We start from the raw sequence: 14,565 nt of genomic DNA on the forward strand, positions 1-14,565 counted from the left end.
TCGCCGTGACCCCGCAGCCATGACGGTGCGGGTGCCGACGGCGAGGAGGACGGGCCGTCGGATCAGCCCGTGGTGGAGCGTCCCGCCGCGCGGGCCCACAGGTAGAGCGGGAGCTGGAGGGGGAGGCGGCCGTAGGCGAGAGCCCGCGCGGGTGCGGGGCGGGTGCGCCAGTCGTACGCCATCTTGATGTTGGCCGGAAAGACGCCGACGAGGAAGAGCGCGGTCGCCCGAGCGCTGACGTGCCGGGTGCGGGGCACGGCGATTCCCGCGGCGAGCGCCAGCTCCACCGCGCCGCTCGCCCGGGTCCAGGACCTGGGGCTGCCGGGGAGGGATCGCGGCACCATCGCGTCGAAGGAGGCGGGAGCGGCGAAGTGCGCGACCCCGGCCGCGGCCATGAAGCCGGCGAGCAGCAAGGGTGAGCGCGACGTGCGGGGGATACGTGCCATGAGGGCTCCTGGACCTTGACCGGCGGTGAGGCACACAAAGGTTACTTCAGAGTAAGGAAAGGTCGGTGCGCTTCGGGGAAGGGCATCGACTCGGACCTCGTGGTCGGCGACGTGATGCGAGGAGAGGTCACCGGGCTGGTCACGTTCGGATCCTTCGTCCGGGTCTCCGGCGGTATCGAAGGGCTGGTGCACTCGCGGGAGTTCGCCCCCGGTCCCGTGACCGGTCCGCATGACGTCGTCCAGATCGGCGACGAGATGGTGGTCGTCGTCACGGGCGTCGACCGCCGGCGACGCACGCTGCCCCTTTCCCCCGGGTGCCGGCCGTCGCCTGACTCCTCGGGGCGCCCACGCGTCGCTGCCGACGAGCGGATCGAGTAGGTCTGCGGTGCGGAGCCGCCTGATTCCTCGCCGTCCTCGACACCCGTGAGCCACCGGAAGACCCCGAACCCGTTCGGCTGTGTGGACCACGCGGTCGGGCGCCGTGGTTTCCGCTGGGCCCGGCGTGAGGGCGCCCGGCGCGATGAATTGTTGAAACTTCACGTATCGGTTAGGGTCGGGGAAACGCTTGAAACTTCAAGTGCGTCTCGGAAAAGGATCTGTGCCGTATGACTTCCGTCCTCAACCGCTCCGTCACGTCGCCCTCGACCGCCTCCGAAGGTGCGTCGCCGCACGCGTACGACGTCGGTCTGCTCCTCGTACGTGTCGTCCTCGGGCTGACCATGGCCGCGCACGGCGCACAGAAGCTGTTCGGCTGGTTCGGGGGTGGGGGGCTCGAGGGCACCGGTCAGTTCTTCGCCATGAGTGGGTACCCCTCCGGGAAGGCGATGGCCGTGATCGCCGGCCTCAGCGAGACGCTGGGCGGTCTCGGTCTCGTCCTCGGGCTTCTCACGCCGCTGGCCGGTGCCGCGGTACTCGGCACGATGATCAACGCGCTGGCCGTGAAGTGGGGCGGCGGATTCTTCGCTCCCGCAGGTGTCGAATTCGAGGTGCTGCTGCTCGCCGGAGCTGCCGGACTCGCCCTCACCGGGCCCGGCCGGATCGCAGTGGACCGCTTCCTGCCCGGCCTGCGCGCGCACCGGCTCGTCTACGGAGTGGCCGGTGTGCTGCTCGCCGCCGTGATCGCCGGCCTCGTGCTCCTGATCCGCGACTAGAGCGACCCTCCCTCATCGGCCGGACGCGGTCGCGGGCGGGCGTGGGGGAAGCGGTCAGGGGTGCCATGCCCTCGTGTCCCGTGCCTGCTTCGCGACCGTGAGGTGGCGGGCCTCGTGTCCGATCCCGGTCGAACTGGCGACAGGTTCGGCTGCCGTATAAGTTGCTGACAGTTTCTCTTGTCGAAACCCTGGAGTGGCAGGTAGCTTTGTCGCATGGACGATGTGGCGGCGATCCCGACCCCCGACAAGAGCGACGAGACCTTCTGGGCTTCAGTCATGACCCAGGTCGAGCCCGCCTGGAGCGAGCCCACCGAGGACGACGCGTTCTCCATGGATGACAAGGTGCTCGAAGCGGTCCGGGCGCTCGCCGAACGGATCTCGACGCGCGCACTGGCCTACCGCACCGCCGGCCGGGCCTTCGACCCCGCGCTCATGGCGGCGCCCGACGTGCAACTGGCTCTGCTGCGGGCCCTGTACGAAACCAAGCAGTCCGTCGACCGGCTTGCGGAGAGCGCCGCCACCGTGGCGGGCCGCAGCGGGGCGAGCTACGCACAGCTGGGCGCGGCCTGGGGTGGTATCAAGCGCCAGTCCGCACGCCTCAAGTGGCCCCACGCGGTGGCCAAGAGGACTGCCGGGCAGTCCATTCCTCTCCAGTACGCGGGCGGTGCCGCTCTCATTCACCATGACCCGGACGCCGATACCTGGTGGTACGCGGCCACGGCCGCGGATCAGCAGCAAGAGGAGTCCGAGTCCGTTCACGCCACTTCGACCGAGGCCATCGCCCGGGCGACGGAGTTTCTCCTGGCGCACGTCCTGCCCACCTGACGGCCCATCGCGTGATCCCGCCCGCGGTGCCGTGGCGTTGTGTTCCCCGATCCGGGTACGGCGGCACGGCCGCCCGGGCCGGGGCTTCGCCGGTCTACGGGAGTTCTTGTCCTGCGTCGTCGGTCGGACGGGGCGTGGCGGCCATCGGCAGCAGCTGGGGGCGTTTCGAGGTGCGCCCGTCACCGGAGGACCGGGCGCGCAAACGCCGTCCGAGCCAAGGGCCGAGGAAGCCGGCCGCCCAGCGCAGCTCGGCCCCCGCGGCCTGCCACCCCGTGGGAACCGCCTGCGGCGGCAGGGGGAGCGTCCAGGTATCGCTGCTTCCCGGCAGGCCGATGGCCTGCGCTGCCGCTGCGGCGATCCGCTCGTGACCGAGGGAGCTGGCGTGGAGCCGGTCGGCACTCCACAACCGCGGATCGGTGGCGACGGCGTGCCGTGCGGTCTCGACGACCGTGACCCCGTGACGTGCCGCCGCGGCGCGGATGCGGGCGTTGAGCTCAAGGATGCGGGGCCTTATCGGCCGAGCGAGAGGCACGATCTTCGCCACGTCGGGGAAGGCCAGTGTCACGACGTGGGCCCCGGCCTCCGTGAGGGCGGCGAACATCTCCTCCACGTGCCTGGTCACCTCCGCGGCGTCGAACGCGGCCGGAGTGCGTCGTTGACTCCGGCGACCACGGTCGCCAGGTCGGGCCGCAGCGCCAGGGCCGGCCCCAGCTGTTCGGCGCGGACCTGGCCGGCGAGGCGGCCCCGAACGGCCAGGTTGGCGTACAGGACCTCCGAGCCGGCGCCGGCGAGGTGTTCGGCGAGCCGGTCGGCGAAACCGCGCAGGCCCAAGGTGTCGTCCCCGTCGCCGAGGCCCTCGGTCTGGCTGTCGCCCAGGGCGACGTAGCGCATGTACTCACCCTTCGGCATGGATCGACTGCCTCTCCCTGAGGACGGACGCGATCCTGAGGCACCAGGTCAGGTGCTCCTGCTCGAAGGCCAGGCCTCGCAGACATGTGAGGTACGGCCCGATCCGCTCGCCCCGGAGGAGGAACTCCTCCTCGCCGGTGTCGCCCCGCAGTTGCCGTAGCAGCTTGCCGAGCAGCTCGATCTTGGCCTCGGCCGCGGACGCCCGCTCATCGAGTTGTCCGATCACCGCCGCCGTACCGATCCGGTCGGCGACCTGGACCTTCACCAGCAGGTCGTCGCGGATGAACGAGGGTTTCGCCAGGGCTTCGGCGAACGTCTCCAGCTCGGCGCGGCCGGCTTCGGTGACCTGGAAAAGCCGTTTGTTCGGCCGTGTCTCCTGGACCACCTGCCTGCCGGAGACCAGCCCTTCCTTCTCCAGCTTGGTCAGCTCGGCGTACAGCTGCTGCGGGAGGGCGTGCCAGAAGTTCGCGACACCGATGTCGAACGCCTTGGCCAACTGGTATCCGCTGTACTCGCCGTCGAGCAGTGCCGCGAGCACCGCATGCCGCAAGGCCATCGAAATTATCCTTCCCATTCCTCGTCCCTCACTGCATCATACTCAACAAAGTGATTAGTCATATCCTTGAGTAGTAGGAGAGGTCATGGAGACTGCCGAACGCTTCCGCGACGCCGTGGAGAAAGGCGAACTCACGGCACTGGGAGACCTGTTCACAGAGGACATCCGTCTGTACAGCCCCGTGAAGTTCACGCCCTTCGAGGGCAAACCCATGGTGCTGGGGCTCTTCGGTGTCCTGCTGCGCACCTTCGAGGACTTCCGCTACATCGGAGACCTCGAGGGCACGGCGGAGACCAGTGCCGACGGGGAGGAGGCCAGGTCGACGATCCTGCTCTTCCGGGCCACGGTGAACGGCAAGGAGATCCACGGGATCGACCTGCTCCAGTTCGACGAGGCGGGCCTGATCAAGGAGTTCACCGTGATGGTCCGCCCCCGGTCGGCTGTCCACGCCCTGGGCCAGGCGGTACTCGAAGGCCTGGTCGCCGACGGCCTCGTCCCGCGCGCCGACGACCAGAAGGGGGCCTGACTTCGGTGGCGAGTGAACAGTTCAGGGGCTGCCGTCAAGGACGGCAGCCCCTGACCGCGCCCGGCTGCCGTACCCGGCCTGCGCACCGCGGCGGCGACCGCCTCCCTGGGAAAGGCGGTCGCGACACGGTGGGACATGGCATCAACGGGATCCGGGCGTGGCGGGGTGCGGTGACCGCCGGACCGAGATGCCGCGCGAGGAACCGGACCGCGCTGTCGGCCTCGAACCTGGGGAGTTCGACGTGCTTGCCGGCGTCGGCGTGCAACGTCTTCTTCCTCGACGCGAAGGCGTCGGACAGGGCCAGGCCGTCCTCGCGTGGGATGCGCTCGTCGTCCCGTTGCAGGGTGAACTCGACCGGGACGGTGATCCGCTTCGCCGTCCCGACCAGGGCGTCGGGCCACATCATGCCGAAGACCGCAGCCCTGATCCTGGGTTCGACGCCACCAGGGGCATTCCGATCGCGGTGCCCAGGCCGATGCCGAAGTAGCCCACGGGCCCATCGGCGCCGATCTCCGGGAGGGCCTGGAGGGCGTCCAGGGTCGCCCGCCACCCGGGCACGGCGAGCCGCGCCAGGCGGGCGTTGCAGGGGACCACGAGCGGGCCTTCCGGACTGCCCGCCGCCTGCGCCTCGCGCAGCGCGGCGATCTCCGTTCGTCGTGCGCGGCCGATCGCCGTGACCGGGCGCGTCGATGACGGCGACATGGAATCCGCAGCCGGTCACGAGAAGGTGGGCGCGGCCCGCCATCGCCGGACGTGGCCGGTGAAGGGCGACTCACGGGACCGTCATGTGGCGGGCGTACGCGGACGCCCGCTCCCCGGCATCGCGGTGCCCCTGTCAGTCGCGGTCCGCACGGAGCTTGCGATGCGTGCCGGAACGGGCGATGTCCAGGTCCAGCAACGACGACAGCGCGGTGCCGTTGCTCCAGAAGCCGAGCAGATCGATGTCGACGAGTGCCAGATGGTGGCGGGCGGCGAATGCGCGGGCCGGCTTCGTGAAGACGCAGGACGCCACGAAGAGGGGGACGTCGGCGCCGTGTTCGACGCGGGCGGTGCCGTTGAAGGTCTGGATGTCGCGGCTGCCGACCGTGCGGTGTCTCGCGTAGCGCTTGCACTGGACGACGATCTTCCGGCCGTCCGGCAGACGGCCGGTCACATCGGCTCCCAGGTCGCCGGGACCGCCGACCCGCCTCACATCGGTACAGCCGTCACGGCGGCACAGCTCGGCGACGTATTCCTCGAACCCGCGGTCGTCCATCGCCCAGACCGCCTCGAGCGACCTGCGCGCCCGCCGCAGGTCCTCCCGGGCGAGGCGGGCCTTCTCCGCCCGCGCTTCCCGCCGTCCCGCGCGCACCACGCCCATGATGACGACTGCGGCGAAGGTGATGAAGAGTGCCGACAGCAGGACCACCCCCATGCGGCTGTACCGTCCTCACTTCCGGTGATGTGCCGTCCTGTTGCTCCCCACCCGGAGGCCGGTCCACTCGGGGGAGCGGCTGATTGACGCGGGAGTGTCCGCATCGATGCGAGCTCGTGGGCGGCCGGGGCCCTGCAGGAAGCGCGCATCGCGGACAGCGGAGACACAGGTGTGCCCCCACCCGTGGATGGGGGCACACCGCTCCGACCGGCGTCACGGCTGCAGGCCGCTGCGAACGGTTCAGGCGTCCTGCCTGGCCCGCGCCATCTCGCGCACGCGGCCCCGGACGAGGAACCAGCCACCCACCAATGCCGCCGCGATCAGCGGCAGGAGAGACACGGTCGTCCGGCCGACTCCGCCGCCCCACCACATCAGGAAGGCCACGCCCAGGAGGAACAGCAGGGTGACGATCTGGGTGTACGGGGCCCACGGCAGCCGGTAGGCGGGCCTGGTGACCCGGCCGTTCTGCGACCGGTACCAGAAAGCCAGGGAGCAGAGCATGATCATGCCCCAGGTCCCGAGGATCCCGATCGACGCGAAGTTCAGCACGATCTCGAACGCCTGGCCGGGCACCACGTAGTTCAGCCCGACGCCCAGCACTCCGAAGCCGGCGGTCAGAAGAATGCCGCCGTAGGGCACCTGCCCCTTGTTCATCAGGCCGGTGAAGCGGGGGGCGGATCCCGAGAGGGCCATGGAGCGCAGGATGCGGCCGGTGGAGTAGAGGCCTGAGTTCAGGCTGGACAGGGCGGCCGTGAGCACCACCAGGTTCATCACGCCGGCCGCACCCGGGACACCGAGCTTGTCCATGACGGTGACGAACGGGCTCTGGTCCCCGGAGTACGCGGTGTAGGGAAGCAACATCGCGAGCAGCACCACCGAGCCGACGTAGAACAGTCCGACCCGCCACATGATGGAGTTGATCGCTCGAGGCATGATCTTCTCGGGGTTCTCCGTCTCACCGGCGGCGACGCCGCACAGCTCGACCGAGGCGTAGGCGAAGACGACGCCCTGGATCACGAGCAGCATCGGAAGCGTGCCGACGGGGAAGACGCCGGTGTCCGAGACCGTGCTCAGCCCAGGGGTGTGGCCGTCCACCGGATGCTGGGTGACGACCAGGAAGACGCCGATCAGCATGAAGGCCACAAGCGCCGCCACCTTGATGATGGCGAACCAGAACTCCATCTCGCCGAAGTACTTCACCGAGATGAGATTGGCCGTGAGCACCACGGCCAGGGCGATCAACGCGAGGATCCACTGAGGGACGTCACTGAACATGCCCCAGAAGTGGGCGTACGTCGCCGCTGCCGTGATGTCCGCGATCGCGGTGGTCGACCAGTTGAGGAAGTACAGCCACCCGGCTGCGAAGGCGCCCTTCTCGCCCATGAACTCACGGGCGTAGGAGACGAAGGCGCCGGAGGACGGGCGGTAGAGGATCAGCTCACCCAGCGCGCGCACGACGAAGAAGGCGAAGACGCCGCAGACCGCGTACGCGATGGCGAGCGAGGGGCCGGCGTCGGCGAGACGTCCGCCGGCGCCCAGGAAGAGACCCGTGCCGATCGCGCCGCCGATGGCGATCATGTTGATGTGGCGGGACTTGAGGTCCTTGCTGTAACCGGCGTCGCCGGCGTCCACGTGGGGGGAAGTCGTCGCCGGTGCGTCGGCGCCGAGCTGATCGGCTGCTGTCATGCTGCCGTCACTCATGTGGGGGGTTCGCCTTTGTGAGGGGGAGATGGTCGGTCCCGGCAGGGCCCGTGGGGGTGGGCACCTGGCGATGGCTCGAAGGCGCATGATCAGGAACCCTGTGATTCTGGCAGTGCGGTGTGCCTGGCGAAAACAAATCTGAGGTATTTCAGAGGTTTCGGCTGGGTAAAGTGACCTCGAGTGCGGGGGAGCAGGGGGCAGGCCGACCGGTCCGCACGGCCGCGCTGTGCGGCGCGGTGGTGTCGGCGTCCTGTCTACGGGCCGAGCCCGGCAGGCGCTGTCCTGTGCCGGGGTGGGCACCCGTGTCCCGGTGTCGCCGTTCATGGTCGAGCGCGGCCGCCGTCGCCCGCGTCCGATTCGAGAGGGTGGACATGAACGACATGTGGACCGGTGGCAAGGTCCGGCTCCGCGGCGTCGAGGCGGAGGACTGGAAGGGCTTCCGGGACCTGGCCCGGAACGCCGTCGACGCACGCGCTGCCGACCGGGTCGAGCCCCCGCGCTCCGACGAGAGCTTCCGTTCGTGGACCGCCGACCGTGCCGGGAGACCACCGGGCGGCGAAGCGTTCCGGCTGGTGGTCGAGGCGCTGGCCGAGCGTGTCTTCGCGGGGGCTGTGACCGTCGGGGAGACCGACAGCCGTTCCGGACGGTTCAGGACGGGCATCGAGATATCCCGCGATCACCGGGGGAAGGGCTACGCGACCGAGGCCACCGGGCTGCTCCTCACCTACATGTTCGGCGAGCAGCGCCTCAACAAGTGTGAGGTGGAGGTCCACGCCTTCAACGAGGCGTCCCTCGCCCTCTACCGCGGGCTGGGTTTCGTCGACGAAGGACGGCTTCGCCGGCACGAGTACTTCGCAGGCGAGTACCACGACACGGTGCTGCTGGGCATCACCGCCGACGAGCACTGGGCCACGCACGGACGTCCGTCGGTGCGGTGACCGGTAGCACCCCCGGTGCCCCCGCCGCCGCGCCTCACACAGGCCCTGGCGTCCCGTCGTCGACAGGGACGCCCAGCCGGCCGGCCACGGTGGCCAGAGCCGTACCGAGCGGGAGCGCGATGCGGGTGACGGCGTGCCGGTCGCCCCTGGTCACGTCCCGGTTGACGATCACCACCGGCTTGCCGGCCTCGGCAGCCTGGCGGACGAACCGCAGCCCGGACATCACGGTCAGCGACGACCCCAGGACCAGCAGTGACGCCGCCTCGCGGACCAGTTCGCGGCACTGCTCGACCCGCCGCGGCGGCACGGTCTCGCCGAAGAAGACCACGTCCGGCTTGAGGATGCCGCCACAGACCGCGCAGGGCACCACGTGGAAGTCCCCGACCTGTCCGTCGGTGAGGTCGGCGTCGCCGTCCGGGTTGATCGCCGCGGCCACCGGCCGGAAGCCCGGATTGGCCTCCTCCAGCCGTCGGGCCAGTTCACGGCGCAGGCTGAAGGTGCCGCAGGTGAGGCAGGTGACCCGGTCCAGACTCCCGTGGAGTTCGACGACTCCCTCGCTGCCGGCCGCCTGATGCAGACCGTCGACGTTCTGGGTGATCACACCTGAGAGCATGCCCTCCCGCCCGAACGCGGTCACAGCCCTGTGGCCCGCGTTGGGGCGCGCGCGGCCGAAGGTGCGCCAGCCGAGGTGGCTGCGGGCCCAGTACCGGCGCCGGGCCTGAGGGCTGGAGGTGAAGTCCTGGTACGTCATCGGGGTGTGCCGGCTGAGGCTCCCGCCCTCGCCCCGGTAGTCCGGGATGCCCGATTCCGTGGAGATGCCCGCCCCGCTGAGGACCAGCACCCTGCCGGTGCTCAGGGCGGCGGCGACAGGCCTCAGATCGGTGGTGCCCGGCGACACGTCCTCGGTAGGGGTCCAGCTCAGGGTCGGGCGCATACGCATGCCCCCAGGGTACGGAAAGGCGCGCCGGCAGTGACGGCGGTGGCCGTGCCCGTGCGACACCCTTTGCCGGCGGCATCGGCTACCTGCTCCCACCCGCCGTCCACGCCACTGCCGTACTGCCCTCGGTTGCCGCCTGCTTCGCACCGCCCTTCCGCGCCGGCACCCCCGCGATGGTCGTCGGCCTCGGCCTCGCCGACCCTGCTGCGCCCGCTCGCCGTGGCGGCCGCGTGTCCCGGTGGGTCCTCAACGGCGGGAGCAGGCCCTCCCTGCTGTCCGGGCGATCGCGGGCGCCGCGGTGCTGTGCCGTGCCGTGCGTCGAGCCTGCGGCGCACAGACGCTGGTGCGCCAGGGCCGCGTCGACAGGTGCGGTGGCAGCGGCGTCGCGGCGACGGCGCTCGGCGGTCTCCGCGAGGAAGTCCCCCACCGTCGTCGGCAGGGGGGCATCGACATGGGTGGCGCGTCGCACCGCCTCGCGTACCCCTGGATCGGGGTCGGCCTCTGCCGCCGCCCGGATCTCCGGGCGCAGCCGGGGCCAGGTCCAGGAGGCGATGGCGGCTGCCCGGACGCGGGGGTCGTCATCCTCGGCCAGAGAGAGCAGGGTCGCTTCCGGCAGGCCCGGCAGCCCGGCGGCGAGGTACCGCAGGCGCGGCTCCGGGCCGGTGGCCAGCCGCACGGTCAGCTCCTCAGGCAGTTCGACGCCGTACTCCCGGGCCACCATCACCGCGAGGCGTCGCACCCTCGGGTCCGGATCCTCGGCCAGCACGGCGCGCGATGCCGTAGGCAGATACGGATTCTCGGCGGCCATCGCACGGACCCGCGCTTCGGGGTGAGCTACCGCGACCTCGGCCGTCCTGGGGGACAGCCTGGAACATGTGAGCCAGTAGCGGGCCTCGGGCAGGGGGTCGACCGTGAACACGCGCCGGAGCACCTCGTACGGTGCCTCCCTGTTCGTCGCGAGGCCCACGATCCAGTCCGTGTGCAGCGAGGTCTCGGCCTCGAGCGTCCGGAGGGCCTCGGCGCGAGCCGTGTCCGATGCCTGCGCGCTGCCGAACGCGACCCCTGTCCGCTGAACGTCACTGTGTGGCATGAGGGTGATCTTCTCAGGACCCGCCTCCTCGTCGAAGGCAGCGCCGGCGCCCCCTGCCGAGGGTGTCCGAGTCCCGCGCCCTCGCCCGCCTGCCCGCCTGCCCGCCCGGCGAGGCGGTGCCCGGGTACACGTCGTGCATCCGGACGCGGCTGCCCCACCTGCCCGACGCTTCAGCCCGGTTGACGTGCCGGAGCCATCGCCCACCGGATCGCGGCGGTCAGAGCGCGTCCGGTCGGGGTCACGCACGCCTCGCTCACGCCGGACAGCCGGGGCAGTTCCAGCGACGTACGGGCCCACCGGGGGAGCGCGGCCACCGAGTTCGCGGCGAGGACGGCGTAGGGCGCGCGGGCGGCCCAGGGCAGGGGCGGGTGCAGCAGGATGAAGCGCGCCGCCTGGCGCGCCTCCTCCGTGGAGCGCAGTTCGGCTCGGTAGGAACCGAGTTGGGCCACGAGCTCCGCCCGGTTGCGCGGAGGGTCCGTGACGCCGAGGGCTTCCGCGACTCGTGCCGTGTCGGCGATGTAGCCGTCGTAGCCGGCGGCGTCGAGGGGTTCCGCGCCGAAGCGCCGGTGGGCGAGCAGGAAGCTTTCGATCTCGGCCACGTGCACCCAGCCGAGAAGGTGCGGGTCGGAGGCGTCGTAGGGCTCCCCGGACGGGGTCCTTCCGTGCACCGCGCTGTGCACGGCCCGGACCCGGTCGACCGCCTGCTGTGCGTGGTCCGCTGTTCCGTACGTGGTCACGGCGAGGAAGGTGCTGGTGCGCTGGAGCCGGCCCCAGGGGTCGCCGCGGTAACCGGAATGGGCGTCGACGGCCGCCATCGCCAACGGGTGCAGGGACTGGAGCAGGAGTGCCCGGAGACCGCCGATGAACATGGACGCGTCGCCGTGGACCGTACGGATCGGCCGGTCGGGGCCGAACCAGCGTGGACCGGGTGTCCCGTGGATGCGGGCGCGGTTCTCCGGTCCCGCGGGACCGGCGACCCGGGCGAAGACTGCGCTGCCGAGCCGCTCCCGCAGTCCGGTCGAGGCAGGCGTGGACGAGTCCATGAGCCCAGTATGCGCTCGTGGACGCCCCGGCAGCCGACGCGAGGCGTGCCCGGCGGACCTTCCCGGAGACCGGGCACTCCTGTTCATGGTGCCGTAGGACAAGGTGCTGCGGTGCGGTGTCCCGCGTGCAGGGACAACTCCGGTGCCGACGCCTTCAGATGGAAGCCGCGGCACCACCGAGCCGCCGCTCCCGCTCACCCCTCGCGGCGTGCGGCCCACACCATCCGTTCGGTGCGGACGGTCAGGTCGGTGCGGCGCAGGACGCTGCGAGGGCTGTCGGTGTCGAGGAGCTGGTCCAGAGCGGCCAGATCCTCGGGCGAGAGCGTTTCGGCGGCTGCGCCACGAATACGTCGCAGGGTGCCGTGGGCGTAGCGTGGGATCGCCTCGGTGCGGGAGCCCTCGATGCGCACCTCGACGGTGCGTGCGCCCTCGACGGCGAACCCGGCCGCGGTCAGCATCGGTGCCCAGTCGGCACCACGGTGGGGCACGTGTTCCGTGTGGAAGCGGTCGGTCGCGGTGTGGCAGCGCTCTTCGAGGCCGGGCCTCTCCTCGGGTGCGTACGCGGGCAGGAAGCGGGGGAAACCGGCCAGCTCGACGACTGCGAACAGACCGCCGGGTGCGAGCACGTCGTGCACCTGGCGCAGTGTGCGGCCGGGATCGGCCATGTGGTGCATCGAGGCGGAGGCCCAGACGAGGCCCGGTGTCCCGAGGCCGGGCCAGTCGGCGGCGTCGAGGTCGGCCCGCACGGTGCGCACGCGGTCCTCCGCTCCCTGGGCGGTGGCCTTTTCCCGCAGCCGGTGCAGGTGCTCGGCGGAGGCGTCGACGGCGGTCACGCGCGCCCCGGGGAAACGGGCGAGGAGAGCGAAGGTGCCGGCGCCGGTCCCGCAGCCCAGATCCACGATCTCTCGGGGTGCTTCGACGGGCAGCCACGCCATGATGGAGGCGGTGTGTTCGGCGAGGACTTCGGCGTCCAGGTCGAGGATCTCCGCCTGGCCGCCGGAGTCGGAGGCGTGATCAGGGTGGTGGTGCGTGTCGTGGCCGGGGGAGTGCGGGTGGGTGTGGGTCATGCGCCCACGCTAGGCCGACCGTGCGCATACAGCACGATTCGTTGCCGCACACGCAAGAAGATGACCCGAGAACGTGCCGGACACGCATGACGTACGTCGTCGAGGCGTCACGGGCGCGAGTCGTTCGACTCGCGGTGTCCCTCGTCGCTCAGTCCGCCCTCCTCGCGCCGGTGGCCACGGCGGGCATCGCGGTCGAAGATCCCGAGGATCTCGCAGGGGCCGCCCTCGGCGCCGATGGCGTGCGGAAGCATGGTGGGAAACTCCGCGGCCTGATCGGTCTCCACACGGAAGCGGCGATGCCCCAGCATGAGGATCGCGGTACCGGACAGGACGACGAGCCATTCCCGCCCTGGGTGTGCGCGCATGCGCGCGGGGTTGTCCGGCGGCGGTTCGGTCATGCGCCGGCGCACCACGCTCATGCCCGGGTCGCCCTTGACCGGCCAGCGCATCAGTCCGTGGGCCGCGTCGATCGTCGGGCTGACGACGACATCGTCGGAGGCCGTCTCGACCAACTGGTCAAGAGTCGTGTCCAGCGCACGGGCAAGGGTCACCAACTGGTCCAGCGCGAGCCGGCGGCGCCCGTTCTCGATGCGTGAGAGCGTCGATTGACTGATGTGCGCACGGGCGGCCAGGTCTTCGAGCGACCAGCCCTGGGCCACGCGCAGGGCGCGGATCCGTTTGCGTACCAGGCCGTCCAGCTCGTCCTCGTTCTGCGTCACGGCCGACATCGTATGCACACCGTGCGACACGCACCCTCCGGCGTGGCTTCCGCGTCCGCGAGGCAGGGACTCAGCGGGCCACGAGCTTGGCGGCGTCCGCGGTGAACACGGCGCGACCGGCGGCGATCCGGCGGTCCCGGTCGGGGCCGGGGCGCGCCAGCCGGTCCAGCGCGCCGAGCAGCGCGACATCGTCCGCGACGTGCTCCGTGATGCCCGCGCCGGCCATCTCGCGCACACCCTCGGCCCCGTGACCGGGGATCGGCCGGTATCCGACGACCGGCACTCCCGCGGCGAGAGCCTGCACAGCCGTCTGCCCCGCGGCGTTGTCCACCAGGGCGCTCGACGCCGCCATCAGGCCGGGGAGGTCCTCGATCCAGCCCAGCGGGAGGACGCCGGGGAGCTTCGCGGCACGTGCCCGCAGCCTGTGGTCGTTGCCGCACAGCAGCACCGGCAGGTGGCCCGCGTCGGCGAGGAGGCGCGCGGTGGCCGTCAGTCCCCGGCCCACCCCCCAGGCGCCGGCGGACACCAGCACCGCGGGCCGGCCGGGACCGCGCCGCGCCAGCTCGGCCGCCCAGGGGGACGGCTGCCGGTCGGATTCCTCCCGGCCGGCGGCGGTGAAGGACGCCGGTACGACGGGACCGCACACCTCCGCCGGGCGTCCGGTCGCGGCACGGACGCGCACCGCGGCGGCATCGGTCAGGCACAGGTAGAGGCTGTTGTCCGGGTGGAGCCACTGCCGGTGCACGGCGAAGTCGGTGACCACCACAGTGCTCGGTGGACAGTCGCCGCCGTGGGCTTTGCGCAATCGCCCTGTCACCTGGGCGGCCTGATGAAAGGTGGAGACCAGCGCGTCCGCGCGCCACCGGTCGACGACGCGGCGCAGACGTGGCGCGAGTACTGCGGCCAGCGGACCGGTGGCCGACGACCAGTCGGTCGCGCCCCCGGAGGCCCCGCGGTCGTGGAAGAACGCCGAATAGACCGCCTGGTAGGCCCAGGGGCAGCGGCGGAGTGCCGTGCGGTACGCGGCGCGCAGCGAGCGGCCCGCACCGGAGGGCAGCAGGTTCAGGAGGTCCACACGCGCTGCCCGGTGACCGTCGGCCCGCAGACGTCCGGCCAGTTCGGAGGCGACGGCGTCGTGACCCGCGCCCATGCTCGCGCTGATGATCAGAAACCTGCTCATTCCCGCATGGTCCCGTTACGGCGCCCCGCGTGCCAGACACGGCCCCGGTGAGCCGTTAGCCCA

At 71.3% G+C, this 14,565-nt stretch carries 15 protein-coding genes and 2 pseudogenes; 5 read left to right on the top strand and 12 right to left on the bottom strand.

Annotated elements, in window-relative coordinates:
* Positions 1-62: 62 nt before the first annotated feature.
* Complete coding sequence (locus tag LWJ43_RS31720; protein ID WP_277336049.1) at positions 63-437, bottom strand: DoxX family protein; 375 nt, start codon at positions 435-437, stop codon at positions 63-65.
* Positions 438-545: 108 nt separating this feature from the next.
* On the opposite strand from LWJ43_RS31720, the gene LWJ43_RS31725 reads away from it, so the two are divergent.
* The 3 genes from LWJ43_RS31725 to LWJ43_RS31735 all read left to right on the top strand — a co-directional run bounded on the left by LWJ43_RS31725 (position 546) and on the right by LWJ43_RS31735 (position 2,422).
* Entirely contained in the window at positions 546-824 is a 279-nt protein-coding gene (locus tag LWJ43_RS31725) for a S1 RNA-binding domain-containing protein (protein WP_277335610.1), read from the top strand.
* A gap of 227 nt (positions 825-1,051) precedes the next feature.
* Positions 1,052-1,597: a DoxX family protein gene (locus LWJ43_RS31730; RefSeq protein WP_277335611.1), complete on the top strand. Its 546-nt coding sequence runs from the start codon at positions 1,052-1,054 to the stop codon at positions 1,595-1,597.
* 213 nt (positions 1,598-1,810) lie between these two features.
* Positions 1,811-2,422, top strand: coding sequence for a hypothetical protein (locus tag LWJ43_RS31735; protein WP_277335612.1), 612 nt, complete (start codon positions 1,811-1,813; stop codon positions 2,420-2,422).
* A gap of 94 nt (positions 2,423-2,516) precedes the next feature.
* Here LWJ43_RS31735 and LWJ43_RS31740 read toward each other — a convergent pair.
* Positions 2,517-3,331: pseudogene (locus LWJ43_RS31740) on the bottom strand (SGNH/GDSL hydrolase family protein).
* Positions 3,318-3,887, bottom strand: a complete 570-nt coding sequence (locus LWJ43_RS31745) for a PadR family transcriptional regulator (protein ID WP_277335613.1) — start codon at positions 3,885-3,887, stop codon at positions 3,318-3,320. The pseudogene LWJ43_RS31740 and the gene LWJ43_RS31745 overlap by 14 nt, the downstream one beginning before the upstream one ends.
* Positions 3,888-3,972: 85 nt before the next feature.
* On the opposite strand from LWJ43_RS31745, the gene LWJ43_RS31750 reads away from it, so the two are divergent.
* Positions 3,973-4,413, top strand: coding sequence for a nuclear transport factor 2 family protein (locus LWJ43_RS31750; RefSeq protein ID WP_277335614.1), 441 nt, complete (start codon positions 3,973-3,975; stop codon positions 4,411-4,413).
* A 169-nt stretch (positions 4,414-4,582) separates the two neighbouring features.
* On the opposite strand, the pseudogene LWJ43_RS31755 reads toward LWJ43_RS31750, so the two are convergent.
* From LWJ43_RS31755 to LWJ43_RS31765, 3 genes and pseudogenes are all read right to left on the bottom strand, one after another.
* Positions 4,583-5,176, bottom strand: a pseudogene (locus LWJ43_RS31755) (alpha/beta hydrolase family protein); the annotation flags it as partial.
* A 72-nt stretch (positions 5,177-5,248) separates the two neighbouring features.
* Positions 5,249-5,827, bottom strand: coding sequence for a restriction endonuclease (locus LWJ43_RS31760; protein WP_277335615.1), 579 nt, complete (start codon positions 5,825-5,827; stop codon positions 5,249-5,251).
* Between the two features lie 240 nt (positions 5,828-6,067).
* A complete protein-coding gene (locus LWJ43_RS31765; RefSeq protein WP_277335616.1) occupies positions 6,068-7,528 on the bottom strand; it encodes an amino acid permease in 1,461 nt (486 codons plus the stop codon).
* A 371-nt stretch (positions 7,529-7,899) separates the two neighbouring features.
* On the opposite strand from LWJ43_RS31765, the gene LWJ43_RS31770 reads away from it, so the two are divergent.
* Positions 7,900-8,466, top strand: a complete 567-nt coding sequence (locus tag LWJ43_RS31770; protein ID WP_277335617.1) for a GNAT family N-acetyltransferase — start codon at positions 7,900-7,902, stop codon at positions 8,464-8,466.
* A gap of 34 nt (positions 8,467-8,500) precedes the next feature.
* On the opposite strand, the gene LWJ43_RS31775 is transcribed toward LWJ43_RS31770, so the two are convergent.
* The 6 genes from LWJ43_RS31775 to LWJ43_RS31800 form a co-directional block, all read right to left on the bottom strand.
* Positions 8,501-9,406 carry an NAD-dependent protein deacetylase gene (locus tag LWJ43_RS31775; RefSeq protein ID WP_277335618.1) on the bottom strand — a complete coding sequence of 302 codons (906 nt, stop codon included), beginning with the start codon at positions 9,404-9,406 and terminating at the stop codon, positions 8,501-8,503.
* 79 nt (positions 9,407-9,485) lie between these two features.
* Positions 9,486-10,493 (bottom strand): HEAT repeat domain-containing protein, encoded by a 1,008-nt coding sequence (locus tag LWJ43_RS31780; protein WP_277335619.1) that lies wholly within the window; start codon positions 10,491-10,493, stop codon positions 9,486-9,488.
* Positions 10,494-10,663: 170 nt separating this feature from the next.
* Positions 10,664-11,536, bottom strand: a complete 873-nt coding sequence (locus LWJ43_RS31785) for an oxygenase MpaB family protein (RefSeq protein WP_277335620.1) — start codon at positions 11,534-11,536, stop codon at positions 10,664-10,666.
* 194 nt (positions 11,537-11,730) lie between these two features.
* Positions 11,731-12,603, bottom strand: a complete 873-nt coding sequence (locus tag LWJ43_RS31790; protein ID WP_277335621.1) for a class I SAM-dependent methyltransferase — start codon at positions 12,601-12,603, stop codon at positions 11,731-11,733.
* Between the two features lie 107 nt (positions 12,604-12,710).
* Positions 12,711-13,331 carry a helix-turn-helix domain-containing protein gene (locus LWJ43_RS31795; RefSeq protein WP_277335622.1) on the bottom strand — a complete coding sequence of 207 codons (621 nt, stop codon included), beginning with the start codon at positions 13,329-13,331 and terminating at the stop codon, positions 12,711-12,713.
* Positions 13,332-13,392: 61 nt separating this feature from the next.
* Positions 13,393-14,502, bottom strand: coding sequence for an MGDG synthase family glycosyltransferase (locus tag LWJ43_RS31800; RefSeq protein ID WP_277335623.1), 1,110 nt, complete (start codon positions 14,500-14,502; stop codon positions 13,393-13,395).
* Positions 14,503-14,565: the final 63 nt, after the last annotated feature.

Source organism: Streptomyces sp. JH34 (genome assembly GCF_029428875.1).
In the GTDB taxonomy this organism is placed as follows: domain Bacteria; phylum Actinomycetota; class Actinomycetes; order Streptomycetales; family Streptomycetaceae; genus Streptomyces.